We start from the raw sequence: 25,624 nt of genomic DNA, 5'->3' as shown, positions 1-25,624 counted from the left end.
TCAGTGGATTACATGATTAGAAAAAGAAAAAACAAGGACATCTTCATAACGTTAGTTACAAGGCTTGTATTACTTGCGGGCTTATATTTTGGTGCGAGTGCACTTTGGCCAGATCTGATCGAACACACACTTTTCTTGCCAATTGCGTTTGCAATTACAGTGATATCGGTCGTACTCCAAGGTGATATCGGTACCAACAGACGCCCAGAGCAAATGTTATTAAAAGAGGGCGAGAAGTTAATGCTCATCTACGGGACAAATAAAATTATGATGCCAATAGCGCAAGTTGAGTCTGTCGCTATTGATGATAATTACCTTGGGATCATCGAGAAGAATAATGGTAATGGCTATGACATTATGTGCAAAGGTAGCCAAGATCAGATCTATCATCACCTTAAGAACATACTAGGTACACATATAGAGAATTGCAACGTACAGCTGCTTTGAACCTTAGTCAGTTAAAGTAGTACTTAACTCACTGTCATATTCAATACTTACCCAATCTTAATGGCAGCCTGAGCACCGTAAACTATAGTTAGCTATTATCAGTTGAAAAACGCAAGGATATGATGTTTAGGTACTATGTTGCGTTATTACTTTTATTTTTGAGCACTCAGATTGCAGCCCTTGAAAAAGTCACATTACAGTTAAAGTGGACGCATCAATTTCAGTTTGCTGGTTACTATATGGCAAAGGAAAAAGGGTTTTATCATAGGGAAGGGTTAGACGTTCAGATCCTTCCTGCCGATCCCAATAATCCTAACGTTGATTTTCGCGTGCTATACGGGCAAGCACAGTTCGGTGTGTTTCACTCAGGCCTTTTAAAACAAAAGCTCAACGGTAAGCCATTCGTGGCGCTTGCTGCGATACTACAGTCTTCTCCTTATTGTTGGATGGTAAGAGCCGACAGTGATATTTATGTTCCCCGTGATTTTCAGGGGAAACGCCTCAGTCATTTAGGACACACAGAAAACGGTGAGTTGCTCATGATGTTGCAACGTGCAGGCGTCAATACACAAAATATGCGCTTGTATTCAGGCAGTGAGCCACTGAAAGACTTTATCGCGGGTAAATTTGATGCGATGCAAGTTTATAGCACCAATGAGCCCTATACCGTGCAGCAAAGCGGTCTATCAACCCGTGAAATTTGCCCTAAGCAGTTTGGTTTAAACGTTTATGCTGACGTGCTCTTTACTACGGAAAGCGTACTAGAAAACCGCCCTGAGCTTGTTAAACGCTTTCGTCGTGCGAGCCTTAAAGGTTGGCGGTACGCTATGTTACATCTAGAAGAAACCTTAGCGATAACTAAACAGCAATACGCTACCCAAAAACCCCTAGAACAGCTCGCATTTGAGGCAGAGAAGTTAAGGGAGTTCATAAAGGTGGCTAATATTCCAATTGGAACAATGTCGACGGCAAAATGGCAATGGATAGCACAGCTATATCACTTAGATGTGAGTCAATTTCATGAACACAAATCGCGCTTTATTTATTCAGAAGTGAAGAATGAACAACCTAAGCTATCTTGGGTGTTGATTATTGCAGCGATTTTGACATTGGTTTGTATCCCAATGTATATCCACTTAATTTTTTCTCGTAAATATCATCAACAATTACGCTAGAATAAGGGTATTGTTTCCCTGACAACCGTGGCCATTGTGGAACTGAGCAAACGCTTTCAACTTCTAGATAAATTATTATTCGATACCCGACAATATTGGCAAGTCGTTGCTTTTGAGCATCTCACTATTCCCTGGCCACAACTGCAATCTGAATTACTGCGGTTAAGCGACGATGCAGTATCAACATTAGACAGTGACACTGATGCCCTTTTTACTTTTTTTAGTCGCTATATTCCCGAACTTGAACAACTTACGGTCTTAAGTGCTTTACCGCAAAAAGTGGGCCGTAGAGATGAGTTACCATTTTGGCTGAGTAATGGCATAAAAGGGCGTAAATTAGAGCAACTTCAAGACTTTGTTGCCGCAGTAAATGAAACCAAGGCATCGGTACTAGAGTGGTGCGCAGGTAAAGGTCATTTAGGTCGATTACTTTCTTATCATGGCGCGCCTGAAGTGAACAGTATTGAGCTTCAAGCGGATCTGTGTCAACAAGGAGAGGAAAGCGCGAAGCGGCAAAATCTAAACTTGCATTTTCATTGTGCCGACGTGCTGAAAGATGACATACATCACCACTTCGTTGAAAATCGCCATGGTATTGCACTGCATGCATGTGGTGAATTACATCGTGTATTTATGCACCAAGCGGTGGCGAATGGTATGAAAAAGCTATCGCTCTCTCCGTGCTGCTATCACTTATTTACACCACCTGATTATCAAGCCATGAGTGTTGAAGCACAGCAGAGTCAGCTCAATTTGTCTCATCACGATATGAAGCTTGCGCTGCAAGAGACAGTTACAGCGCCCGGGAGAGTGGCACAAGTACGTAAAAAAGAGGTAAGTTGGCGCCTAGGGTTTGATGCGCTTCGTAGAGAACTTACCGCAGATAAACATTACGTGAGTGTGCCTTCGGTCAATAAGGCTATTTTTTCTGGGTCGTTTAGTGAATTCTGTTATTGGGCAGCTGAGCAGAAGCAGCTTGCCCTGCCTGATGGAATTGATTTTGACCAATATGAACGTATTGGGCGTGAACGAAAACAAGTAACGGACAGAATTGAGCTAGTACGACACGTGTTTCGTCGTGCGATTGAGATCTGGTTGGTCCTAGATAGGGTTTTATATCTGCAAGCAGCTGGGTATGATGTCACCCTTAGTACTTTTTGCGAAAAGTCACTCACCCCAAGGAATATTTTGATACAGGCTGAACGTCAGTCGGAGAACCATTAATGTGTAAAACGAGCCCAAGTCCGCTGAGTCACTTACTCGATAATAATAAACAGTGGGCAGATCGCACCAATGCCAGTGATCCTGAGTTTTTCAAAAAACTGTCGCAACAACAGAATCCAGATTATTTATGGATTGGCTGCTCTGACTCTCGTGTGCCTGCCAACGAGATTGTTGATTTAATGCCTGGAGAATTGTTTGTTCACCGCAATGTTGCCAATGTCGTGGTGCATACCGATCACAACTGTTTGTCGGTCATGCAGTACGCGGTTGAGGTGCTCAAAGTGGATCACATTATGGTGGTTGGTCACTACGGTTGCGGTGGAGTGCAAGCGGTGCTCGATAATGCTAAGTTTGGCCTTATTGATAACTGGCTGCGTCATGTCGCTGATGTGAAAGAGAAACACCAAGCGATTATTGAACAAGTGAGCAAAGAAAAGCAGTGTGCGGCGCTTTGTGAGCTAAATGTGGTTGAACAGGTGCGCAACGTGTGTCAGAGCAATATTGTTCAAGATGCTTGGCAGCGAGGTCAAACTTTGACGGTACATGGGTGGGTCTATGGTCTAGCTGATGGTCTCTTGAATGAGGTGGTGAACGCCGTAGAAGATATGGAGCAACTGTCGCTTTGCTATGAAAAGTCTCTGCTTGGCGTGAACCAGCGCTATTGCTAGGGTCAACATAGTTTAGAGATTGCGTGCGCCACAAGCGCACGCTTTACTTTCCAAAGCTTTGGTTGCTTATTCCTGCGAGTCGGATGCTTGGCTGGCAAGTTGTGCTTCTAACTGCGCCACTTTTTCTTCAAGTTCAACCAATTTTTCACGCGTGCGGATCAGCACTTTGCTTTGAATATCAAACTCTTCTCTGCTAACAAAATCCATTTCTGATAATTTGCTCTGGATCGCCTGTTTCGTTCTTGCTTCAAATGTTTCAGCAAGATTCTTTACGCCCTGTGGCATGTTACTGGAAATTTGCTTAGCAATTTCTTCAATTTTGGCTGGATTAATCATCTTCTTACCTTAGCTTGCGAGTCAGTATACACAGTCCATCTTACCTTATGCGCCGCAGACGGAAAAGGTTCGCTTCATAGTTTTACATGAATACGGTAAACTAGCATGCTTAGTTTATAAGAATGCCTCAACCCCTCAGCACTGACAGTTGTTGCCAACATTGTGCCAAGCGAGAAGATAACCGGATTAGTTGCATGAAGCTCAACCCAAAACAAGACGAAGCGGTAAAATATATCAGTGGTCCATGCCTTGTATTGGCAGGGGCGGGCTCAGGTAAAACCCGGGTTATTACCAATAAAATTGCCTACCTAGTGCAGCAGTGTGAATACAAAGCCAAGAATATCGCAGCGGTCACCTTTACCAACAAAGCGGCGAAAGAAATGCGAGAACGGGTGGCACAAACTTTGGGCAAGCAAGAAGCTAAGGGTTTATGGGTGTCGACATTCCATACATTAGGGCTGGAAATCATCAAAAAAGAGGTCAAGACCTTGGGTTATAAACCCGGCTTTTCCTTGTTTGATGATCAAGACACCAATCAGTTGTTAAGTGAACTCACTGAAAAAGAGCTTGAGCGTGATAAAGACTTACTCAACTTGCTAAAAATGCAGATTGGTAACTGGAAGAATGAGCTTATTTTGCCAGAGCGTGCTATTCGAGAGGCGCGAGAGCCACAAAAAGCGCTATTCGCTCAGCTTTATGCGCGTTATCAAACACAGCTGCGTGCTTACAATGCTTTAGACTTTGATGATCTTATTATGATCCCAACTTTGCTTTTGAATCAGTCGGTTGATGTGAGAGAGCGCTGGCAGCAACGATTCCGCTATTTGCTGGTGGATGAGTATCAAGATACCAATACCAGCCAGTATCAGTTAGTGAAACTGCTCGTTGGTGAGCGCGCACGTTTTACTGTGGTTGGTGATGATGATCAGTCTATCTATTCATGGCGTGGCGCTAAACCGCAAAACTTAGTGCTGTTGAGCAAAGACTTTCCGGGCCTAAGACTTATCAAGTTGGAACAAAACTACCGTAGTGCAGGTCGGATTCTAAAAGCCGCGAATATTCTTATCGCCAACAATCCCCATGAATTTGATAAACAACTGTTCAGTGAGCTGGGGTATGGCGACCCGATCCGTGTGATAGCGACTCGTGACGAAGAGCATGAAGCGGAGCGTGTGGTCGCGGAGATCATTTCACACAAGTTTATGAAACGTACCAGCTATCGCGACTATGCATTGCTCTATCGCGGTAATCATCAAGCTCGAGTGTTTGAAAAGGCACTCATGACCAACCGTATTCCATACAAAATCAGTGGCGGTATGTCGTTCTTTGCACGCAGTGAAATCAAAGACATCATGGCTTATTTACGATTCTTAGTGAACCAAGATGATGACAACGCATTTTTACGTATCGTCAATACCCCACGACGCGAGATTGGCCCGGTGACACTAGAAAAGCTAGGTAGCTTTGCCAACGAGCGCCATATCAGTCTATTTGCGGCGTGTTTTGAGTCAGAGCTCTCAGATCGCTTGGCGGGTCGTGGCTTAAATGCATTGATGGGATTTGCGCGCTGGGTGGTTGAGCTTTCCGACCGAGCAACCCGCGGAGATACCTTGGAAGCGGTAAAAGATATGATCCGTGAAATTAATTACGAAGCGTATCTGTACGAGTCATCTCCCAGTGCAAAAGCTGCGGAAATGCGGATGAAAAACGTATCAGAATTATACCGTTGGATAAGTGATATGCTCACGGGAGATGCTGATAACCCCGCCATGACACTGCCAGAAGTGGTAAGCAAACTCACATTAAGAGATATGCTTGAGCGCAATGAAGAGGAAGATGACTCAGATGCAGTACAGTTATTAACGCTGCATGCGTCCAAAGGTTTGGAATATCCACACGTATTTATGGTGGGGATGGAAGAAGGCTTACTACCTCACCAAACGAGTATTGATGAAGATAATGTCGAAGAGGAAAGGCGTTTGGCCTACGTTGGTATAACTCGAGCTCAGCAAACCTTAACATTGACTTATACCAAAAGTCGTCGTCAATTTGGTGAGCAGATCACCCCAGAGCTGAGTCGCTTTGTACAAGAATTGCCGCAAGATGATTTACAAATTGAAGGGAAAAAGCCTGTGGCGACACAGGCAGAACGAATGGAAAAAGGTAAGTCTAACGTTGCGAATTTACGGGCAATGCTAAGACGGGACTGATTCGTTATCAAAACTCTGGATAAAGGCTACACGTTCGTTGCCCTTATCCAGCATTTGCTGTTTGCCAAAAAACAGCTGCAAGCCATGCTTTTCCAGCAAGCTTCTAAAGTTTAAAATCGCAGGACCCCGGGCGATGACCTTAATACTCTTCACCTTAGTAACGGCTAAAATACCTTGTAATTGAACCTCATAACTCGTTTGCTGTAAGACGCGTTTACTAAACGTCGAGCTTAATAAGACATAGGTAAAGTCAACTTGGCTGATTAGGGTTAGATCGCAGCGATCTTTACCAAAATTATTCAAGCCAATAGGGATCCCCATATCGGCTAAGGCTCTGAGATTTAATACCTGTTGACTAGAAGCAAAGCGAATTTCGCTTTCTTCGAAGAGCAAACAAAGTGGTTTGTCTTGCCGCTTAAGCTGCTGCTTTAGCGCGTCAAAATGTGCGCTTTCTAGTAACATTGCAGAGCAACCAAATAGCATATCTTCATCGCGGCTAAGGGCTATTTCTTGCGCTTTGTTAAGCAGATGCAATTCAATTTCAAGCAGTTGAGATTTTTCTGCGGCAAACTTTTTCAGAATATCAAAACTGGTGCTGCCTAACACTGGATGCTCGCCAAAGGCTTCCAAAAAGCCAATTGGTTGGGCGTTATCAGACCAGTTCACGATTTCAGTACAGCGGAAGTGGGTAGGGAGCTTATCTAAGTGATGCTGCTCTTGCTGCTTTTGAGCATTTGAGCTTGCGGTTAGCAATGGATGATAAAATTCATAGCGACCACGGCCAGCGTTTTTAGCATAGTACATTGCCGCATCGGCATCTCTGATGATTTCATCGGTGTTACGGTATAGCTTATTACTGTAGGTGATCCCTATGCTGGCACCGCTTTGCATGCATACCCCCTTCAAACAGAAAGGTTGCTGCATGACTTTGATAATGCGCTTGGCGACATCTTCCGCTTGCTGACGATCGGTTAGGTGATCAAGTAAGATCACGAATTCATCACCAGCAAGTCGAGCTAATAAATCGTGTTCACGAATACACTCTAAGAATGACTGTGCCACCCACACCAAAAACTGATCACCAGCTTGGTGACCTAATTCATCATTAATGTCTTTAAACTTATCTAAGTCGATAAACAGAACGGCAAAATTATCTTCGGGATAACGATGATGTTTCTTTAGCGTCTTTTCGAGCTGAGTTAAAAACAAACTACGGTTTGGAAGACCCGTGAGTGAATCATGATGAGCATCATGATAAAGCTGTTGCTCAATCTTTTTGCGTTCTTCCATCTGCATTTGCAGGTGTAAATTGGCTTGCTGTAACTCTTTGGTTTTTTCCGCAACTCGATGTTCTAGCTGCTGGTGACTGATCTTAAGTGCTTGGTTCGCTAGATGCGTTTGTAGTACAGAGGCAATCTGATTAGATACAAAAGAGATCAGCTCTACATCATCATAATTAAACTCGTGTTTGTGCTCATAAGCCTGACATGCGATCAGGCCGATGACGCCAGTAGCGGTTTTTAATGGTGCACCAAGCCAGCTGGTTGCTGCAAGCTTGTGGTTATAGCCTGCTGGGCGCTCTACTGTTCCCTCTAGTGCTAAGGATTTGGCGCGGGTACTGTCTATTAACTGGCTTTGCTCAGTACGAATGACCAGCTCACTATACCCTTTTGCAAATGGGCGAGGGTTATAATTGGTTTTTTCATCAACGCTATACGGGAAGGTAAGCCAATTCGTCTCTTTATCGTAAAGCGCTATGTAGAGGTTGTCGGCAAAAGTAATAGAACGAATAATGTCGTGAACTTGTTGGTAAACATCGTCAATATCGGAGAACTGGGTTGCTAATTCAGAAATCTTGAATAAGATTTGCTGTCTTTCTAGCGCACGCTTGCGGTTTTCTATCTCTTTATTAAGTGCTTCATTACTTTGCATTAGTGCCCGCGTGCGAATTTTCACTTCAGACTCTAATAACTCACGCTTTTTAACGCGTTCAATTGCTGTGGCCAGATACAGTGACATGACTTCAAGCAACTCAACTTGATGATCGCTGTAGGATTGCTCTGCTTCGTAGCTTTGCGATACCATCACGCCAATAATTGCGCCGTCGCGATAGATAGGTACACCCACCCAATGCTCTGCTTGACTGCCCATTATCTTAAACTCGCCAGCATTGGCTCGCGATAGCATGTCATCTTTAGTGAGATAAACGGTTTCGCCGGTTTTAAATACAAAGCCAGTCACACCATCTTTAAAGTGATGTGCTTCATGAAGTGGGACAGAAATACCGTCTTTTTCATCAACAAAATACGATAGCTCAAGCGCTTGAGTAAAGCGATTTTGCAGGACAACATAAAAGCTTTTGCTGGGTAAATATTGAGATAGAATATTGTGGATTGCGGGATACAACAGGGTAAGCTCAGCAACAGTACTAGCCTGTTCTGATAACTGAATTAATGTGTATTGAAGTTGAGACTTTCTTTTATACTTTTTGAGTAAAGACTCTAATCTGGCGGTTCGCCGAGATAGTCTCCTAACCTGCTGTTGTGGCTCTTCCAATGACGAAACCAGTTCTTATTGTTGTTTAATTATTGAGCTTAATAGTTTCACTTTTAGCCGAGACGGTCAAGTGTAAATTTCTCATTCCTGTTCGCTTTATAAAGCGATATCAAACCAGTGTTAATCACGGCTTTGATGACACTATATTGAGACGAAAATGCAGCGATAAACGCTGCACTGTCCAATAAGTCTTTCTACCCTAAATACAGAAGTTGAAATACTTATTTACTTGTCATGAAATCGATTGCTGCTGCAATCTCATCATCCGAGCAGTTCATACAAGTACCGCGAGGAGGCATTGCATTGAAGCCATTGATCGCATGATCTAGTAATACGTCTTTACCTTTCGCTAGGCGCGGTGCCCAATCGTCGGCTGTTTTTGGTGCACCTAATGCGCCGGTGCCGTGACAAGCGAAACATGCCGCTTGATAAACCTGCTCACCTGAACGAGGTCCTGATGGCTCGGCTTCTGCTGCACTTTCAGCACCAGCTAAATATACTGAGCCGATAGGCTGAAGACGTTTCTTAATCGCTTCTTCAGTTAAAGAATTGTCGTATGGTTGCGCAACTGCGGCTGTTGATAGCAATAAAAGTGCTGCTGAAAGTTTTTTCATTTACCTTGCTCACTTCGTTTGAACGTGTTCAATCACGATAATGGATGACGGAATTATTGGGATTATAACGTCACCTGTTCATTTATAAAACGTAAACTTGAGTATAAATGGTTAAAACCATTAATTTATTGCGTTAGGGCAAGCTTTTCTGCCTAAATTTGCAATCGTTCAAGGCCGAAATGCGAATTGCTCGGCCTTGACGTTTTTCTTTACTAATACGAATGGATGGGGGGAAGTGATCGCCTCTATGCCATTTCGATGAGTTTAATCACCGCCTTTTCGATGCCTGTCGCGGCTTCAAGGATGGATGATGCTAGCATATATGCCGGTGTACTAATAACTTTTTCATTGTCATCAACGACGATCTCGGTCACTTCACAATCCACGTGCTTTGCACCAAGCGTATTAATTGCCGCTGCGGTATCAACATCATTACCTATGGTTGCGAGTGTACCCGGTGTATGGATATGGGCGATGAGTGCTGGCGCAATACATAAATAAGCAATAGGCTTTTGCTGATGATTGAACTCACGACATACGCGCTTTACGCTTTCAAGGATCGTAGAGTCTGCGCCTTTAAAAGCAAAATCGGAAAGGTTCTTTGCTACACCAAAACCTCCTGGTAATACCAAAGCATCGAATTCGTCAGCACTTAATGTTTCCAGATCTGCAATTTCTCCGCGTGCAATGCGGGCGGCTTCAACAAGAACATTACGACGTTCATCTTGTTCTTCACCGGTGATGTGATTGATCACATGGAATTGATCAATATTAGGTGCAAAGCACTGATAGCTTGCCCCTGCTTTTTCAAGATTGAGTAGTGTTAATACTGACTCGTGGATCTCGGCACCGTCGAATACACCACAGCCACTTAAAATTACCGCTACTTTTTTCATTCATTTCTCCCTTCAATGTCACATCATGCGCGCTATATGCATAAAAAGAATTATGCACGAATTAAAAAATTATAAAGGATCTTCTATGATCTTTGATCAATTGTGTTAGTATACTCCTCCGCTTGAGAAAATCAGGCTATTTTTTACTCACCCAGTTTGTTAAGCGTGACTAAAAAAATTCTTTATCCACAAAGCGGTAAAGATAATAACAATAAAAAAGGCACAAAAAACGCAAGTAAATCAAAGTTTTAGTTTGCACTCTGACTTTTAAAACAAAGTTCCGGAGCGATTTTTCGTGTTTGTCTACAAAGTTATCCACAGGTGCAGCACGATTTATCTAAATGATGAGATAACGCGAAACTCGTTTTATCTTGTGCCTTGTGGCATCCTTACATTCTACTCCACAAAAGACTAATTTAGGATCCAATATTTATGTCTCAGATCCCTCAAAATCCGTTGATCTTGGTTGATGGTTCTTCCTATTTATTTCGTGCTTATCATGCGCCACCACATTTAACAAATTCAAAAGGTGAAGCAACTGGTGCGATCTACGGTGTGATCAATATGCTTAAGAGTTTGCTTAAGCAATATCAACCAAGTCATATGGTAGTAGTCTTTGACGCTAAAGGGCCGACTTTTCGCAACGAAATGTATAGCGAATATAAAGCGCATCGCCCACCTATGCCGGATGATCTGAGAACGCAAATTGAGCCGATCCACGAAATAATTAAAGCAATGGGCCTACCACTGGTAAGTATAAGTGGTGTTGAGGCTGATGACGTGATCGGTACATTCTCTAAAATAGCGTCAGAGCAAAGTCGCCATGTGCTAATCAGCACTGGTGATAAGGATATGGCGCAATTGGTCAATGAACATGTCACGTTGATCAACACAATGACGAATACGATCTTAGACCCTGAAGGGGTAGTGGATAAATTTGGTATTGGTCCTGACTTGATCATCGACTATCTCGCGTTAATGGGAGATAAGGTCGATAATATTCCGGGCGTACCTGGTGTTGGTGAAAAAACGGCATTGGCGATGCTTCAGGGGTTAGGCTCTATTGATTCGCTCTACGAAAACTTAGACAAAATTGCTGATTTAGGTTTTCGTGGCTCAAAAACCATGGCGAAAAAACTAGAGGAACACCAAGCGCAGCTAAAATTGTCATATGAATTAGCCACCATTAAGCTGGATTGTGAAGTAGAGCAAGACTTAGAGCAATTTAAGATAGCTGAGATGGACAAAGATCGCTTAATCGAGCTATATGGTCAGTGTGAATTTAAGCGTTGGTTAGCTGAATTGCTGGATGGTCAGTCACAAGCTGATATCGTTGATGTGGAGGCTGAAGGGTCGGCGCCTGCGGCGGCGCAGGTCGACACCCAATACGAGACTATTTTGACAAAAGCACAGCTTGATGACTGGGTAACTAAGTTAAAAGCAGCCCAACTCATCGCTTTTGATACTGAAACCACCAGTGTTAACTATATGCAGGCGGATCTAGTAGGAATGAGCTTTGCGGTTGCACCGGGCGAAGCGGCTTACTTACCAATCAATCACGATTATGTGGGAGCGCCCGAGCAGCTTTCTCAAGATATGGTGTTTGAGATCATGGCACCACTACTTGCAGATCCTCAGATCAAAAAAGTGGGTCAAAATTTAAAATATGATCAAAGTGTGCTTGCTCGTGCAGGGCTTGAACTGCAGGGGATCGCTTTTGATACCATGTTGGAGTCTTACGTATTTAACAGTGTTGGAACTCGTCACGATATGGACTCCTTGGCGCTAAAATATTTAGGCCATAAAACCATTAGCTTTGAAGACATCGCTGGTAAAGGTAAGAACCAACTGACCTTTAACCAAATTGAGCTAGAAAAGGCGGCACCTTATGCCGCGGAAGACGCTGATATTACGCTGAGGTTACATCAACACCTTTGGCCGCTAATTGAAAAAGAAAATCGCCTTAAGCAAGTATTTACAGAAATTGAATTACCGCTGCTGAGTGTACTTTCTCGCATTGAACGTACTGGTGTGCACATCGATGGTGATATGCTCGCGAAGCAAAGTATTGAGATTGAAAAACGCTTAGGTGAGCTTGAACAACAGGCCTTTGAAATTGCTGGTGAGGAGTTCAACCTGAGTTCAACAAAGCAATTGCAAGCGATATTGTTCGACAAACTTGAGCTGCCAGTGATTAAGAAAACGCCAAAAGGCGCGCCTTCAACGGCTGAAGAAGTGCTACAAGAGTTGGCGCATGATTATCCACTGCCAAAACTTATTATTGAGCATCGTGGCTTAGCTAAGCTGAAATCAACCTATACCGATAAACTACCAAAATTGGTTAATGCGGATACTGGTCGTGTGCACACCTCTTATCATCAAGCCGTTACCGCAACGGGCCGTCTAAGCTCAAGCGATCCTAACTTGCAAAATATTCCAATCCGTAATGAAGCGGGACGTCGTATTCGTCAGGCATTTGTTGCCGACAATAATAAACAAATCGTTGCGGCGGATTACAGCCAAATCGAGCTTAGGATCATGGCACATTTGTCACAAGACAAAGGGTTGTTGAGTGCCTTTGCTGAAGGTAAAGATGTACACAGTGCAACAGCGTCTGAAGTGTTTTCCGTGCCGCTAGAGGAAGTGACTTCTGATATGCGCCGAAAAGCCAAAGCGGTTAACTTTGGTCTGATCTATGGCATGAGTGCGTTTGGTCTGTCACGTCAGTTAGATATTCCAAGAAATGAAGCGCAACATTATATGGATATGTACTTTGAACGCTTCCCTGGTGTATTAGAGTATATGGAGCGTACGCGTGAAGAGGCTGCTGATAAAGGGTATGTAGAAACCTTATTCGGTCGCCGCTTGTATCTACCGGATATCAATGCGCGTAATGGCGCTCGCAGAAAAGCAGCAGAGCGTGCAGCCATCAATGCACCGATGCAGGGCACTGCGGCGGACATCATCAAAAAAGCGATGATTAAAGTGGATGAATGGCTACAAAGCTGTGATAGCAATGATATCCAGTTGCTCATGCAAGTGCACGATGAATTAGTGTTTGAAGTACACAGTGATAAAGTTGCTGAATACAGTGAAAAGATCTGCGAGTTGATGAGCGCAGCGGCAACACTTGATGTTCCGTTATTAGTTGAAGCCGACAGTGGTGACAACTGGGAACAAGCCCACTAGTCAATATTAAAATCTACCCGAGTTGCACTAGTCGATTAGACTAGTGCAACTTCATTCATCTTTGTTTGCAAGTATACACTAGCAGCATAGCGTCTTAATTTTGTAGCTCCTGTTAATCTCCAGTAACAAAAAACAAATTAACGTTGAAAGTTTATCAAATTGGCTCAAGTTTTGCTTTTTGGTGTTTATTTCTGGACGTCTATTTGTTATTGTTCGCGCCGTCCTCATCCTGTAGGACATCCTGTTGATGATGTATCTCTCGAAAGAGGATACAGTGTATTGATAGCTTCTCCCCAGATTGCTATAGCGGCTCGTAACTTTTACGGGCCGTCTTTTTCTTCTCTTGAACAAATCAATTTCTAGTCTTAGATCAAGAATAATATCTAGTCTTAGCCATCAGTTTTAGATTAAAGGTTTATTTAATTTGCACTGCGTTTTACACTGAGCGCTCAAATGCAATTCACTCTCATTTCATAAGGAAGTCGTCATGCTAAAGTACCTTCTTTTAGGTAGTGCACTTATTTCTTCTCAGGCGTTCGCAGCTTGGCAATTTAATCAACAACAAAGCGATGTTAGTTTTGTGTCTGTAAAACAGACTAGCGTTGCAGAAGTACATCATTTTAAAACGATAGATGGTACATTATCTGCTAAAGGTGAGCTTGAGGTTAATATTGATTTAGCAAGCGTTGAAACGATGATCCCGATCCGTAATGAACGCATGCAAAAGATGCTGTTCAATGTAGCGCAACACCCAAAGGCGAAAGTTAACGCTGATGTTTCTGAAGTGCTTGCTAAACTTAAAGCTGGTACACAAAAAATCAATGATGTGACAGCAACATTGACACTGCATGGTCAGATCCAAAAGATCAGCCTAGACTTACTGATAACGAAAAGTGCTAATGGCTTGGTGGTTACACCGGTACATGCATTTATTCTCGATTCTAAGCAGTTTGGGTTAGATAAAGGGATTGAAGCGCTACGAGAAATTGCGGGTCTGAAGACTATCGCGACTAGCGTGCCTGTTAGCTTCAACTTGGTTTTTGATGAACAAAATTGATGCGTTAATCAAACAGTATGTTACGACTCATGCGCCGACCGAAAATTGGTCGGCGCCGTCGTGCGGTTTTTCTGACATAAAAATTGCAGCGGATGGTCGTTGGTTTCATCAAGGGCGTGAAATTAAACGGCAATCACTTGTTGCCTTGTTTGCTAGTGTTTTAACCTTTGATGGTCAGCAGTATTGGTTAAAAACACCAGCTGAAAGTTGTGAGATAGAGGTGCTTGCTCATCCGTTTATTATCGAGCAATGGCGTTATTGTGATGAAGCATCGGCTTTGGAGTTATCACCTTGTATTATTGCTGTAGATAATTTAGGCCGTGAGTGGCCCATTTGTGATGTGTTTCCACTAGCCCTTGAGCATGTTAATGGGGGAGATATTCCATTTCTCACACTCAATTATGGTTTAACCGCTAGAATTTCACGAAATGTCTATTATCAGTGGGCTGAACTGCTCGAGGAAGATGAAAAAGGGTTTTATCTGATGTCGGCAAAGACGCGCTTTTATCTTAGCTAGGCGCGCCCTGCGTTTTGATTATTCGCTCGCTTCTTCTTGAGCTTCTTTAACAAACGGACCTAAGTACCAATCATCCAGTTTCCACGCTAATTCGTTCAATCCGATGCCTTTCAAAGAAGAAAATGCGTGAACGGTGATATCACCGTCTATTTCAGCTAGCGCACGACGTACTTGAAGTACTTCTGCTTTGCGCTTACCTTGTTTTAGCTTATCGGCTTTAGTCAACAACGCCAATACCGGTATATTGCTGCCAGTCGCCCAGTTGATGAGATCCATATCGAGATCTTTAAGAGGGTGACGAATATCCATTAATACCACAATCCCTTTAAGACATTTTCGGCGTTGTAAATATTCACCTAATGCTTTTTGCCATTTCTTTTTCATCTCTAATGGGACTTTTGCAAAGCCATAGCCAGGTAAATCAATCAAACGCTGATCTTCACCTAGAGAAAAAGTATTAATAAGCTGAGTCCGGCCAGGTGTTTTACTGGTGCGTGCCAGCTTTTGGTCTGTAAGCGTATTGAGTGCGCTCGACTTACCAGCGTTAGAGCGACCCGCAAAAGCAACTTCAATTCCAGTGTCTGGTGGCAGTTTACTGATATCTGGTGCACTTGTGATAAATTGTGCCTGATTGTATTTAACGCGAGATTTTAGCACGCTGACTCCTAACTGATTAAACTTTCGCGGATGGAATTGCGTATTTTATAACAGTATGACGGAAACCAAAAGCATTGTGAGGTTTGTTCTAAATGCCGCTTTTGTTGCTAATTGGCCGAAGCGTCGTCCCAATATTAATTAATCTAGGTCAAGTCCCTATAAATTATAAGCTTAATATGGGCAGAAAACGTGCCAGAGAAAGTAATATCGTGTAGAATGTAGAAATTGCAATGTCAATCTAAAGTGTATACCTATCAGTAGTCACTACTGAGCAAGGCGTATTTAGATGGATCGGTGCTGTTTGGCGTTATATTTGCTAAGTTTGCATGTATGATTCATCTGATTAACATAACAACCTAATTAGTACTGATTGGTATTATTTGCCCGAGCAATAAAGAGAGCGACTTTGTTCGCGAGGGTACAAATTACAGGGTCGGAAACAGAGAATTTACCATGAAAAAAATAGCATTAACTTTAACAATGTTGCTTGGTACGTTGTCAGCAAGCAACGCATCGGCATTCGATGGTGACGCGGAAGCAGGTAAAGCAAAGTCTGCAACGTGTGCAGCATGTCACGGTCCAGATGGCAATGCCCCTGTGACTATGTATCCTAAAATCGCAGGTCAGCATGCAGATTATATCTATAAGCAGCTACAAGAGTTTAAGCTAGGTATGACGTCTGGTGGTAAAGAAGGGCGTATGGATCCTGTGATGAGTGGTATGGCTATGCCGCTGTCAGATCAAGATATGAAAGATTTAGCCGCATACTTCTCTTCTTTATCTATGTCTGCTGGTTCAACGCCGGAAGATGTTGTTGCTGTAGGTCAGAAGCTATATAAAGCCGGTGATGCTGAGCGTGGTATTCCAGCTTGCGCTGCGTGTCACGGTCCTCGTGGTAACGGTACTTCTTTAGCTAAGTTCCCTAAAGTGTCATTCCAGCACCCTGAGTACATCAAATCACAGCTTGAGAAGTTCCGTGATGGCACTCGTAACAATGACATGAATGGTATGATGCGTGATATCGCGCAGAAGCTTACAGACAAAGACATCGAAGTATTATCTAAGTACTTAGGTGGTCTACACTAAAGTCGTATAGTGAGTTTACCTCTCTCAGTGTAAACTCTTACTATTGAAAAAAGGGCAGCATAGGCTGCCTTTTTTTGTTGTTGAGGTTGTGAGATATATCTCACTTTTAATGTGAGATATTTGCTTGTGCAACATGTGAGTTTTAGCTTATTTTTAAGCTCTTGTTCAGTGTAAGTTTATGTAATTCATCTTTTTTCTGTTTAATTAAAAAAATTAAGGTAAGAAATTTGTTATTAAACAGTTGTAACTCAAGCTCAGGAGCGTAGATTATTCGTTGTCGCCAAGCAATACAAAAAAAGGGACAATTCGATACGGAAGCGTAGGTGGCAAAGTTATGTATCTAGTTGGATACGAAGGACTATCAAGAAAGCGTCAGGAAGACCGAGAATAAGAAAATCACGGAAGTCTCATAATAAAAACAATATGGAAAGTGTCACGGAAGTCTAAAATAAAAACAATACGGACGACAATAAAATAAAAAGAATAATAATAAGACTTAAAAGTCGAAGGGAGAAGTGTCCAGTTGTGACGCTCAGATTAGTAGGCGGTAGAGAGTGATCTCTGCCGCCTTTTTATTTGGTTGCCTCTATTATACCTGATACAATAGCCGCCTTATTAAGCAATCACTGTTGACCATTGCAAGATTCAACTCTATTCAGTTGTGGCCTGTGCCAAGGTAATCAGCTTGAAGCCTACCATCAAGACAAGTATCGACAGTACTGGCAATGTCAAACCTGCCAGTTGGTGATGGTTGATCCCAAGTCGAGATTAACACCAGCTCAAGAAAAGGCCATTTATGATAGCCATGAAAACGATCTGGCCGATGAAGGCTATCGTCGCTTTCTAGCACGAGTGGCGGATCCACTGTTGGCGCGTTTGGTGACGCCAAGCCAAGGTTTAGACTTTGGCTGTGGGCCAGGCCCGCTGCTTGCGAAAATGCTCGAAGAAGCTGGGCATCAGGTGGCTTTGTTTGACCTGTACTATGCTAATGATACCAGTGTACTGACTCGTCAGTATGACTTTGTCGTGAGCACAGAAGTGGTGGAACATTTAGCAGAACCTGCAAAAGTATTAACGCAATTGTTAGCATGCTTAAATGTGGGAAAGCCGCTGGCATTGATGACTAAGCTCGTCATTGATAAAGCACGCTTTGCGAATTGGCACTATAAAAATGACCTAACGCATATTTCATTTTTTAGCCGGGAAAGCTTTGTGTATTTTGCCGCGCAGCAGGATTGTGAATTAGAATTTATTGGGAATGATGTCATCATTCTCACCAAGCGTAGTTAACGCGAGAATTTTGGATAACCAATTATGACCAGAAAGAAAAAGACACGTAAAGTTGCAGCCAATGGAACACCAAGGCTGAGTAAAGAAAAGCTCCAAGCATTACGTGCACTCAAAGAGCAGCGTAGCAAAAAAACCAAGGGTAAAAAGCCGGGTTCTAGAAATGCACCAGAGATCCTAGTGAAAGAGCAATCAAACACGACGACCAATAAAGATCCGCGTGTTGGTAGTAAAAAGCCCATTTCTTTGGTTGCAGAGCCACAATCGGCTGAGTCGAATACACAGCCTGAGATGAAGCGCCATCTACAGCCACAAGTTAAGTTAACTACAGCGGTAGAGACGTTAACTCCAGAGCAAGAGCTTGAGCAGTTAGAAAATGACGAACGCTTGATGGCGCTACTTGAACGCCATGAACGCGGTGAACTGCTAACAGGTAAAGATGCGAAATACTTCAATCGCGGCATTGCACGTCATCAGGAACTATGTGAGATCTTAGGAATTGATGATGAGTTTGAAGAAGGCGATATGCTAGATGATGATCCAATGGATCAGTTTATGAGTAATGATCTAGCAAATGAATGGTTAGACGACGACTTTGAGGAAGATGATAAGTAATGAATACTGCATGGATCATCGCAATCATTATTGGTGCCCTGATTATTGCTGGACTGGCGTTTTACGCGGGTAAATTACTATGGCAGCTGAAGGTACAAAAAGAGCAGATTGCCAAACATCGCGAGCAAAAGGCTGCTGAGCTTGAAAAGTCACGGCAGCAGCGCAATGGAAAAATTGCGGATAGCGTTAACTTGATCGCGCGTGCGATGAAGGAAAAACAATGTGAATATTCTGAAGGGTGTTTACGAGTTTGGGTACTCATCTCGCAATATAGCTTTGACGAGGAAGTTGACTTACAACAGAGTTATCCTGGTGTTTATCAGATGTATGATGAAGTCAAAGAAATGCCAACTCATGACGCGCGTAAAAAGTATTCTAAAAAAGAGATTTTCAAAATGGATAGCCAGCGTTGGCGTGCTGAAGAGCGCCTAGAAGCGGAGATCTTACAGGACTGTGAAAAGCTGATAGCGCGCTTTAAAGCGGCTGCTGGCAGTGAAAATGTCGTGTTTCAGTAAGTTGTCTTTTGAAAATGGGTAAGTGAATCCTTATCCAAACTTCAGATTAAACGCCCCAAGTGGGCGTTTTTAATTATAAATAAGAAACTTTTAACGCAGCTAGCGTCAGATTTATTCCTTCAAACTGAGCAAGAATTAAGACTAATTGCTATAAGTATTAAGTCAAACAGGTATGATTTTACTCTGCAATGTATTCACACTCGGTCAGCACTAAGGCGTCTTTGCATTGGTAATATACTTCCACTTGTTGTCCTTCGCCTAAATCCTTGTGTAGCGTTTCCACCAAAGTGAAAATAAGTTTCTTGTCATCAAACTGAGTCAGCTTGACGGCATCAAAGCCAAAGAATTTTTGCACCGTGCTATAAAGTGCCTTAAATATGCTTTCTTTGGCCGAGAAAATAACAGTCAATGGGCAGTGCACTTGCTCGCCGAACAGCGCAAAAATTTCAGCTTCTTCAGGATGTAGAATTTGTCGTTGTAGTTCGACTTCTTGCTTCGGTTTCATATCTCTTTCGATATCAATGCCTAAGCCTTTCACGGCAATATCATCTGTAGCAATCGCAGCCGCGATCCCTCGAGTATGCGTAATACTGGCAACAATATTAGCAGGCCAGATAGGCGCCCGATCGGAGCCGTTAAGCAGCGTAAAGTCACCTTGTCCAAATTGCGCTAGGCAAGTCTTGGCACATATTCGTCCTGCTAAAAACTCGGCTCGCCTTTTCGCTACCGATTTATCAAGTGAAGCGGGCAGGAGTATATTTTGCTGTTCAAAGGAAAGCGCGTCAAAGCTGTCAGGATCAAACTGAATGCAATGAAAATGGTGTGAGAGATAGGGGGTAAATAGGTGACTCTGAGTGCTTTGCAAAGCTGACTCCCGTTTTCGTATCCATTATTACAAGGCTGATATTGCGCCTCTAATTCGCTTTGGACGCTTAGTGTGCATGAGCTAAGCGTCCATAGCAAGATATGAACGAGAGATTAAAAGTTATTTTAACTTACTTGCAACGGACACCAGTTGCAGAGCGAGGCTTGATACTTTCTCAGCAAGTTCTGGGTCTTTAATTTTACCTTGGTCATCAAATACATTAAATGCGCCAGGTACAGCCAATTGGTCTGCGAGTACTAAACTGCCAATGCCAGACAACACATCACGGACATGGTTTAGGCCGCGTAATCCACCTAAGCCGCCTGGTGAGGCTGCATAGAGCGCCACTACCTTGTTTCTAAATGCTGGCACTGCACCTTGTTCTGTTCTAGACGCCCAGTCTATTGCATTTTTGAGCACCGCAGTGAAAGAACCATTGTATTCTGGGCTTGCTAATAGAATACCATCGGCATCGCGCAGCTTGTCTTTTAAAAGTTGAGCACCTTTTGGTGTGCCTTGCGCTTCAAGATCTTCATCGAACATTGGAATATCTAAATCTTGTAACTTGATCACTTCTACTTCTGCGCCACTTTCTAGTGCAAAGTTTGCCGCGGCTTGGATGAGTAATTGGTTGTAGCTGTCTTTTCTTAAACTGCCTGCTAGTGCGATAATTTTTGCTGTAGTCATCTTGCTGATACCTTATTTTGTTTCGTTAAAGTGATAGTAGCAAAATTTTACTTGCACAAAACCGAAATAAACGCAAAGCTTGTGTGCATATATGCACAGAGGTGGTTATGGATAAATTCACAGATTGGCAGGATCTTAAGGTCGCTTACACGGTTGCCAAGCTTGGCACCTTATCAGCGGCGGCTGAGCATTTAGAGATCCACCACAGTACGGTACTGAGACGAATAAATAGCTTAGAAGAAGCATTGGGAACGCGGTTATTTCACCGTCATGCCCGAGGTTATCAGGTAACACAGGCAGGAGAAAAGCTACTTGCGACGGCGAGTCAAATAGACGAGCGCTTGATGGAGTTGAGTACTTCTATTGTTGCCTCGGACAGTCAGCTTAGAGGTAAGCTTTTGGTGACAACGGTCAGTGGCTTTATGGATATGCTCTCGGAGCCTTGTTTGACTTTTCAGCAATTACACCCACAGGTACAACTTGAAGTCATTCTCGACCAAAAGCGTTTACGCTTAGATCACGGACAGGCGCATGTAGCGGTGAGGGCAGGACCAAAGCCCGATGAGCCCGACTACATAGTGCAGCATCTAAATACTTTAGAAGCAGGCTTGTATGCGTCTTCAAGCTATATCAAGCGTATGGGGATCCCTAAAACACTTGAAGCGTTACAGGCGCATTACTTTGTCTCTGGTGTGGCCGGATTTAATGCAAGAGTGCCATATTTCGCTTGGGTAGATGAACATATCCCTGAGACACAAGTGACGCTTAGGGTATCTGAAACGTCAGATGCGTCGCGTGCCATTGTTAATGGCTTAGGTATTGGTGGGCTACAGCACGATGTAGCAAAACGTTACCCAGATTTACAGCCGGTGTTGCGTGATGAGTTAAAATGGCTAAGCCAAGTTTGGCTAGTTACCCATGTACTGGTCCACCGAACGGCCAAAGTACAGGCATTATGTGACGTGTTAAAGCGCCATTTTGCTAATTTGAGTTGAGGCTAATAGATTGAGCTCAGGCGTTATTTTTCCAGCTTTTTGCAGCTAACTTTACTGAGCACGACATAAGTATCCTTTTTCGGATAGTAGAGCACACACTGGGTGTCACGAAGCTGCAAGATGAAACTCTCATAAGCGAGATTATGGGCGCCTAAAATTGGACTGCCATTACCATCTAGGCTTTGGCCATGCTCAAGCAGTAGTGTTGGACTACGTTGAAAAACGGTGCTTGCGAGCGTCGGTGGTAAACCGCCTTTGAGTTTTACTATAGCTTGCTTGAGTTGTGATAACATTTCGGGCGAAGATGTCGAGAGTACAGCTTCATTAACCGAAGTTGATGCAGGCGCGCTATTGCACGCTTGCATCAATAAAGCCAAAGCGGTGATTTTCACCGCTTTTAGCAGCGCCATTATTGCGGCTCCTTGGGCTTCATTAAAATTGCATTTTCTCGCAGTGGATAGACTGGGAGCGTAACCGCATGCTCCTTATTTTGATACTGTGGCTGAGCAGTAGGCGCAAATTGCGCTACATTTGGGCAACGACCGGTATCTATATGCGTCAGTGCTGCGGCGAAAAGATCTTCTTCTTGACTGCCTAGCGGTGCTGAGAAGTCATCTGCGACAATACAACCTGGCACTTGTGCGCTCAGACCAATTTCACCGCTGCTTGACGCTCCTGAAGGGGTAAAGCCATCAGCATAAGCATCAAAGCCCTTGGCATTTTCTGAACCAAACTGAATGGTATAGTAAACCGTGCCGCAGTTTTGCGCGGGCACAAAGCCATAGGGCTTACCTCGAGTGGTACCACCGATCAAAAAGACTTCAACATCAATGCCGCGCAGGCCATTAATTACATTTTCACTGGCAGAGGCCGTGCCTCGTGTCGAGAGGATATAAACTCTAGGTAAGGTTACGGTGGGCAAAGTGGTGGATGTAAACTTGTTTTCAGCCCAGTTAATAGCTCTAGACTCAAATTCTGTTCGTTCTTCTTCAGCAGTACGCTTGTCATTTAAGGTGCTATAAGTGAAGGTTTTATTTAGGCTGCTGTTGCCTGCAACCATATAGCCTAGTTGTGCTGCCATAATGACGCGACCACCGCCGTTGTAACGCATGTCGAGTACTAAATCGTCTATTTCTTGTGTTTTAAATAGAGTAAAGGCTTCAACCAACCCTTCTTGGGCTGTTGGAATAAATTGATTGAACTGCACATAACCAACCTGCTTACCGCCATAACTAATGACTTTAGCGTTTTGCACCGGTGAGGTTTCAATATCGACTGAAGTCAGGGTAATGGATTTTTCGTTGCCTGATTTATCTTCAAATACAAAGTTATGTGGCTCGCTTTGCTCTGGTGATAGGCCAGCATTTAGCGCAGCGGTATTATCACTTGAAATAAAGTCGACGCCATCTATCGAGAGGATCTTATCTCCACGTACGATCCCTGCATTCGCGGCTGGTGAATTAGGCTCTACTGCGGCGACAGTAAAATTACGTGGTGGTGATGTGGATATGGCCGCCCAACGAATGCCATAACCGGTTGCAACACCCGATTGCGCTTCTTTTTGGAAGCTTTCATAAGATTCGTAGAAATGAAATTGATCTTTGGCATTACCCGACGCCGTTGTTTGGCTTGTTTTTAATTGCTCGAAGTAATCAATAACGGTATCGAATTGTGTTGGGTCGTTATCTAGTACTTCGTCGTACCAAAGGTAGGTTTCGTTGGTAAAAGAGCGGAGCCACATTTTTTCATGCATCGCCGTACCACCCTTATCAGGATAAGGTTGGTTGTTGTTATATTTGTCTGTACCCGTTCTTGGCGAGGCACAATAGTTAATAAACTGACTTGACGCAGGAAATTGATTAAACGTCCAAGTTGGCGGCTCGGTTTGTCCCGTGTTATTACCTGGATTATCGGTGCCTAATGAATCGCTGCCACCGCCACCACAAGCGGCTAATAACAAGCTCATTGCTGTTGATGCGAAAACTAGAGTAATACGTTGCATCGTATTCACGTTCCTGTTTTAGTTGTATGACTAAAAACTAGCACTGCTTGGGTTATCTCGCAATCACTGTTTCTGCCAAGCCGTGAATAATTTCCGCTGTTGTGGGGAGATTTTTAGCCCGTAGGTTTTTTCCATATAAAAATACGCCTCAGCGATGCGTTTTCTTGCATATTCTGGAGGTTCAATTCGGCGTAATTTAAAGTCTATCTTGACTGGACACGCACCATAATTTGCTTCAGTACTAGGTAACATACCAAAACGGAAATTAGATCGATCCCCATTGATTTCGCCAATCGCTGGAGCAAGATTGTGAATATCAGCTTCCATCCTCCTAAATTGCTCACTGACTTTACGGCAGTGCTTTCTTCCGCCATCTTGCCAGCACTGCAACTGATGTCCAAATTCCCACGCAGGCACGATATGCTCCCACTCAATGCGCTGAGCACGGGCGTTTTCTTTGCCATTGCGAGTGTAAGGTAACCTCGGGGTATAACCACAACTTGCGGGATCCGGTACCAGCTTTTTGCCTTGCTTTTTGATATTACAATTACAATAAAGCGTGCGGGTATTGTCGGTAACTTGTTGTGATAAATGTTTCTTTGCTTTTGAGAAAGACGTGAATTCTTGAGCGTTAGCTGTTAATACAAATAAGCTAAGCGCTAAGATATAGCAATATCGTGACATAACCTCTCACCAAATGGTGGAATACAGGGAATGTCACTATATCAAAAAAATCATCAATACCAACAAGCGTATACGGTAAACCCCTTTATTTATTAAGTGCAGGGCGGCGTTTTCGCCAAGGTGGAGATTGCAATAATAACAATATCCCTGTTAGACAAAAGAGCACACTCGTAGCGGCGAAGGAAATGAGCAAGGGGTTATTAAAATCCTCACGTTCGTCGTAATCCATAATGTGTAACATCCAAAAAAAATCAAAGATGCGCCACAACGTACTACGAACCGTCACAACTTCACCGCTGGCTGCACTTAGATACAGCGTAGTGGAGAGGGTATCGTTATACTCGACTCGCCAAACATCCTCCTTGTAACCTGCTTCTCTGGGAGCTGTGGCAAGTCGTTCAATATGACTCACATCCGCTACAATTAATAGGTGTTGATTGGCCTGTTGTATTATTTGCTGTTGATTTGGTGTGGTAAAAGGTGCGCCTGTTACCCCGTTGAAAATGAGCTTTTCATCTTGGTTGAGTTTGATGATGGGAGTATCGAGAAAATGGCCGAACTGGATTTGACGTACTTGCACTGTGTTTTGTACTAACTGATTGAGATCAGCTTGGTACGCAGCAGTGGGAAAGGGGTTGTCTAAGCTTCTATGCGCTAAGTGTTTACCATGGATCTTTTCCAATGGGAGCGCGCTCATGACCAGCCCGCCTAATAGCCAAGCAAAGATCTGTAAAAACAGTAAATAGCCAAGGTATTTGTGGAGTTTACGTGCGGGTTTTAGCAGTTTTTTAATCATCACAATATGTTATTCTAGTTGTTCGTGAGTATGATAACTATAACGCACGGTGCGTAGAATGTGACAAATTGTCGCATTGTCCAATAAGTAATGTCCTTATCACTCTGATAAATAAGTCATTACTAGATTTAGCTTTACAAGGTAGCTTTTAATACATGTCTGAAATTCAATTTTTAAATGTCGATTTGGAACTGGAGTCAAAGCAGGATATCAGTGCGCTAGTTTCGGATTTAAAGAAAAATGCTATCGTGCTGCATTACGATCAAGATGACTATCGTCAATTGGCTCGCATCGAAGCAAATACCAATGAATTAACCCCTGACAAAGCGATTAATCAACTGTGTGAGTTAATTGAGTCTTGCTCTAAAGCGGCACTTAAGCAATGGCTAGGTTGTACCAAGCGAACTTTTGATATTGGCTTTAACTCAGGCAAGTCACCCAAGTGCTTTTCGCAAGCACTACAGGCAGATACGTTGCTTAGGATCTCTGCAATAGGTGCCGGTATAGAAATTACTATCTATCCAGTAGAAGAATAAAAACTCTAAA

Annotated in this window: 25 protein-coding genes; 14 read left to right on the top strand and 11 right to left on the bottom strand. The window is 43.3% G+C overall.

Going from position 1 to position 25,624, the window contains the following annotated elements; genetic code table 11:
• The first annotated feature begins 12 nt into the window (after window positions 1-12).
• The 4 genes from NO992_RS16405 to can all read left to right on the top strand — a co-directional run bounded on the left by NO992_RS16405 (window position 13) and on the right by can (window position 3,514).
• A complete protein-coding gene (locus NO992_RS16405; RefSeq protein WP_371379009.1) occupies window positions 13-447 on the top strand; it encodes a hypothetical protein in 435 nt (144 codons plus the stop codon).
• A gap of 122 nt (window positions 448-569) precedes the next feature.
• Entirely contained in the window at window positions 570-1,622 is a 1,053-nt protein-coding gene (locus NO992_RS16400) for an ABC transporter substrate-binding protein (RefSeq protein ID WP_371379081.1), read from the top strand.
• A 27-nt stretch (window positions 1,623-1,649) separates the two neighbouring features.
• Entirely contained in the window at window positions 1,650-2,846 is a 1,197-nt protein-coding gene (locus NO992_RS16395; protein ID WP_371379006.1) for a methyltransferase, read from the top strand.
• A complete protein-coding gene (can, locus tag NO992_RS16390) occupies window positions 2,846-3,514 on the top strand; it encodes a carbonate dehydratase (RefSeq protein ID WP_010376314.1) in 669 nt (222 codons plus the stop codon). Before NO992_RS16395 ends, can begins: the two co-directional genes overlap by 1 nt.
• Window positions 3,515-3,580: 66 nt before the next feature.
• Here the strand turns inward: can and NO992_RS16385 are convergent, their stop codons facing one another.
• The gene (locus tag NO992_RS16385) at window positions 3,581-3,850 is read right to left on the bottom strand and encodes an accessory factor UbiK family protein (protein ID WP_010376312.1); all 270 of its coding nucleotides are present in this window, start codon (window positions 3,848-3,850) and stop codon (window positions 3,581-3,583) included.
• 194 nt (window positions 3,851-4,044) lie between these two features.
• Between NO992_RS16385 and rep the strand changes: the two genes are divergently transcribed.
• Window positions 4,045-6,060 (top strand): DNA helicase Rep, encoded by a 2,016-nt coding sequence (rep, locus tag NO992_RS16380; RefSeq protein ID WP_017219184.1) that lies wholly within the window; start codon window positions 4,045-4,047, stop codon window positions 6,058-6,060.
• On the opposite strand, the gene NO992_RS16375 is transcribed toward rep, so the two are convergent.
• From NO992_RS16375 to elbB, 3 genes are all read right to left on the bottom strand, one after another.
• Window positions 6,046-8,616 carry a diguanylate cyclase domain-containing protein gene (locus tag NO992_RS16375; RefSeq protein ID WP_371379000.1) on the bottom strand — a complete coding sequence of 857 codons (2,571 nt, stop codon included), beginning with the start codon at window positions 8,614-8,616 and terminating at the stop codon, window positions 6,046-6,048. The two genes, rep and NO992_RS16375, sit on opposite strands and share 15 nt — an antisense overlap.
• A 221-nt stretch (window positions 8,617-8,837) precedes the next feature.
• Window positions 8,838-9,230 carry a cytochrome c5 family protein gene (locus NO992_RS16370; protein WP_010376308.1) on the bottom strand — a complete coding sequence of 131 codons (393 nt, stop codon included), beginning with the start codon at window positions 9,228-9,230 and terminating at the stop codon, window positions 8,838-8,840.
• A 245-nt stretch (window positions 9,231-9,475) separates the two neighbouring features.
• Complete coding sequence (gene elbB, locus NO992_RS16365; RefSeq protein WP_371378997.1) at window positions 9,476-10,126, bottom strand: isoprenoid biosynthesis glyoxalase ElbB; 651 nt, start codon at window positions 10,124-10,126, stop codon at window positions 9,476-9,478.
• 432 nt (window positions 10,127-10,558) lie between these two features.
• Between elbB and polA the strand changes: the two genes are divergently transcribed.
• The 3 genes from polA to NO992_RS16350 all read left to right on the top strand — a co-directional run bounded on the left by polA (window position 10,559) and on the right by NO992_RS16350 (window position 14,889).
• A complete protein-coding gene (gene polA / locus NO992_RS16360; protein WP_253106408.1) occupies window positions 10,559-13,315 on the top strand; it encodes a DNA polymerase I in 2,757 nt (918 codons plus the stop codon).
• Window positions 13,316-13,802: 487 nt separating this feature from the next.
• Window positions 13,803-14,372 (top strand): YceI family protein, encoded by a 570-nt coding sequence (locus tag NO992_RS16355; RefSeq protein WP_010376305.1) that lies wholly within the window; start codon window positions 13,803-13,805, stop codon window positions 14,370-14,372.
• Entirely contained in the window at window positions 14,359-14,889 is a 531-nt protein-coding gene (locus NO992_RS16350) for a DUF1285 domain-containing protein (protein ID WP_308374358.1), read from the top strand. The genes NO992_RS16355 and NO992_RS16350 overlap by 14 nt, the downstream gene beginning before the upstream one ends.
• A gap of 18 nt (window positions 14,890-14,907) precedes the next feature.
• Here the strand turns inward: NO992_RS16350 and yihA are convergent, their stop codons facing one another.
• Window positions 14,908-15,546, bottom strand: a complete 639-nt coding sequence (gene yihA, locus NO992_RS16345; RefSeq protein ID WP_010607781.1) for a ribosome biogenesis GTP-binding protein YihA/YsxC — start codon at window positions 15,544-15,546, stop codon at window positions 14,908-14,910.
• Window positions 15,547-15,999: 453 nt separating this feature from the next.
• On the opposite strand from yihA, the gene NO992_RS16340 reads away from it, so the two are divergent.
• The 4 genes from NO992_RS16340 (at window position 16,000) to NO992_RS16325 (ending at window position 19,049) form a co-directional block, all read left to right on the top strand.
• Entirely contained in the window at window positions 16,000-16,632 is a 633-nt protein-coding gene (locus tag NO992_RS16340; protein ID WP_039494612.1) for a cytochrome c, read from the top strand.
• 636 nt (window positions 16,633-17,268) lie between these two features.
• Window positions 17,269-17,922: a class I SAM-dependent methyltransferase gene (locus NO992_RS16335; protein ID WP_371378992.1), complete on the top strand. Its 654-nt coding sequence runs from the start codon at window positions 17,269-17,271 to the stop codon at window positions 17,920-17,922.
• A 24-nt stretch (window positions 17,923-17,946) separates the two neighbouring features.
• Entirely contained in the window at window positions 17,947-18,534 is a 588-nt protein-coding gene (gene yihI, locus NO992_RS16330) for a Der GTPase-activating protein YihI (RefSeq protein WP_017219192.1), read from the top strand.
• Window positions 18,534-19,049, top strand: a complete 516-nt coding sequence (locus NO992_RS16325; protein WP_010376294.1) for a DUF2489 domain-containing protein — start codon at window positions 18,534-18,536, stop codon at window positions 19,047-19,049. The genes yihI and NO992_RS16325 overlap by 1 nt, the downstream gene beginning before the upstream one ends.
• A 178-nt stretch (window positions 19,050-19,227) precedes the next feature.
• On the opposite strand, the gene NO992_RS16320 is transcribed toward NO992_RS16325, so the two are convergent.
• Complete coding sequence (locus tag NO992_RS16320; protein ID WP_371378988.1) at window positions 19,228-19,914, bottom strand: 4'-phosphopantetheinyl transferase; 687 nt, start codon at window positions 19,912-19,914, stop codon at window positions 19,228-19,230.
• Window positions 19,915-20,034: 120 nt separating this feature from the next.
• A complete protein-coding gene (locus NO992_RS16315) occupies window positions 20,035-20,601 on the bottom strand; it encodes an NADPH-dependent FMN reductase (protein ID WP_010376288.1) in 567 nt (188 codons plus the stop codon).
• A 107-nt stretch (window positions 20,602-20,708) separates the two neighbouring features.
• On the opposite strand from NO992_RS16315, the gene NO992_RS16310 reads away from it, so the two are divergent.
• The gene (locus NO992_RS16310) at window positions 20,709-21,596 is read left to right on the top strand and encodes a LysR family transcriptional regulator (protein WP_239979687.1); all 888 of its coding nucleotides are present in this window, start codon (window positions 20,709-20,711) and stop codon (window positions 21,594-21,596) included.
• Between the two features lie 23 nt (window positions 21,597-21,619).
• Here the strand turns inward: NO992_RS16310 and NO992_RS16305 are convergent, their stop codons facing one another.
• From NO992_RS16305 to NO992_RS16290, 4 genes are all read right to left on the bottom strand, one after another.
• On the bottom strand, window positions 21,620-22,006 hold the full coding sequence (locus NO992_RS16305) for a hypothetical protein (RefSeq protein WP_371378979.1): 387 nt from the start codon (window positions 22,004-22,006) through the stop codon (window positions 21,620-21,622).
• Window positions 22,006-23,598 carry a S41 family peptidase gene (locus tag NO992_RS16300; protein ID WP_371378976.1) on the bottom strand — a complete coding sequence of 531 codons (1,593 nt, stop codon included), beginning with the start codon at window positions 23,596-23,598 and terminating at the stop codon, window positions 22,006-22,008. Before NO992_RS16300 ends, NO992_RS16305 begins: the two co-directional genes overlap by 1 nt.
• Before the next feature lie 63 nt (window positions 23,599-23,661).
• The gene (locus NO992_RS16295; RefSeq protein WP_010376279.1) at window positions 23,662-24,282 is read right to left on the bottom strand and encodes an endonuclease; all 621 of its coding nucleotides are present in this window, start codon (window positions 24,280-24,282) and stop codon (window positions 23,662-23,664) included.
• Between the two features lie 85 nt (window positions 24,283-24,367).
• Window positions 24,368-25,078 carry a hypothetical protein gene (locus tag NO992_RS16290; RefSeq protein ID WP_371379077.1) on the bottom strand — a complete coding sequence of 237 codons (711 nt, stop codon included), beginning with the start codon at window positions 25,076-25,078 and terminating at the stop codon, window positions 24,368-24,370.
• Window positions 25,079-25,233: 155 nt separating this feature from the next.
• Here NO992_RS16290 and NO992_RS16285 point away from each other — a divergent pair, with 155 nt between their 5' ends.
• On the top strand, window positions 25,234-25,614 hold the full coding sequence (locus tag NO992_RS16285; protein ID WP_010376275.1) for a hypothetical protein: 381 nt from the start codon (window positions 25,234-25,236) through the stop codon (window positions 25,612-25,614).
• The last annotated feature ends 10 nt before the right edge of the window (window positions 25,615-25,624 follow it).

This window comes from Pseudoalteromonas sp. DY56-GL79, from assembly GCF_041414765.1.
Lineage (GTDB): Bacteria > Pseudomonadota > Gammaproteobacteria > Enterobacterales > Alteromonadaceae > Pseudoalteromonas > Pseudoalteromonas piscicida.
The sequence above is the reverse complement of the archived record's forward strand: the minus strand, read 5'-3'. Positions and strand labels throughout refer to the sequence as shown.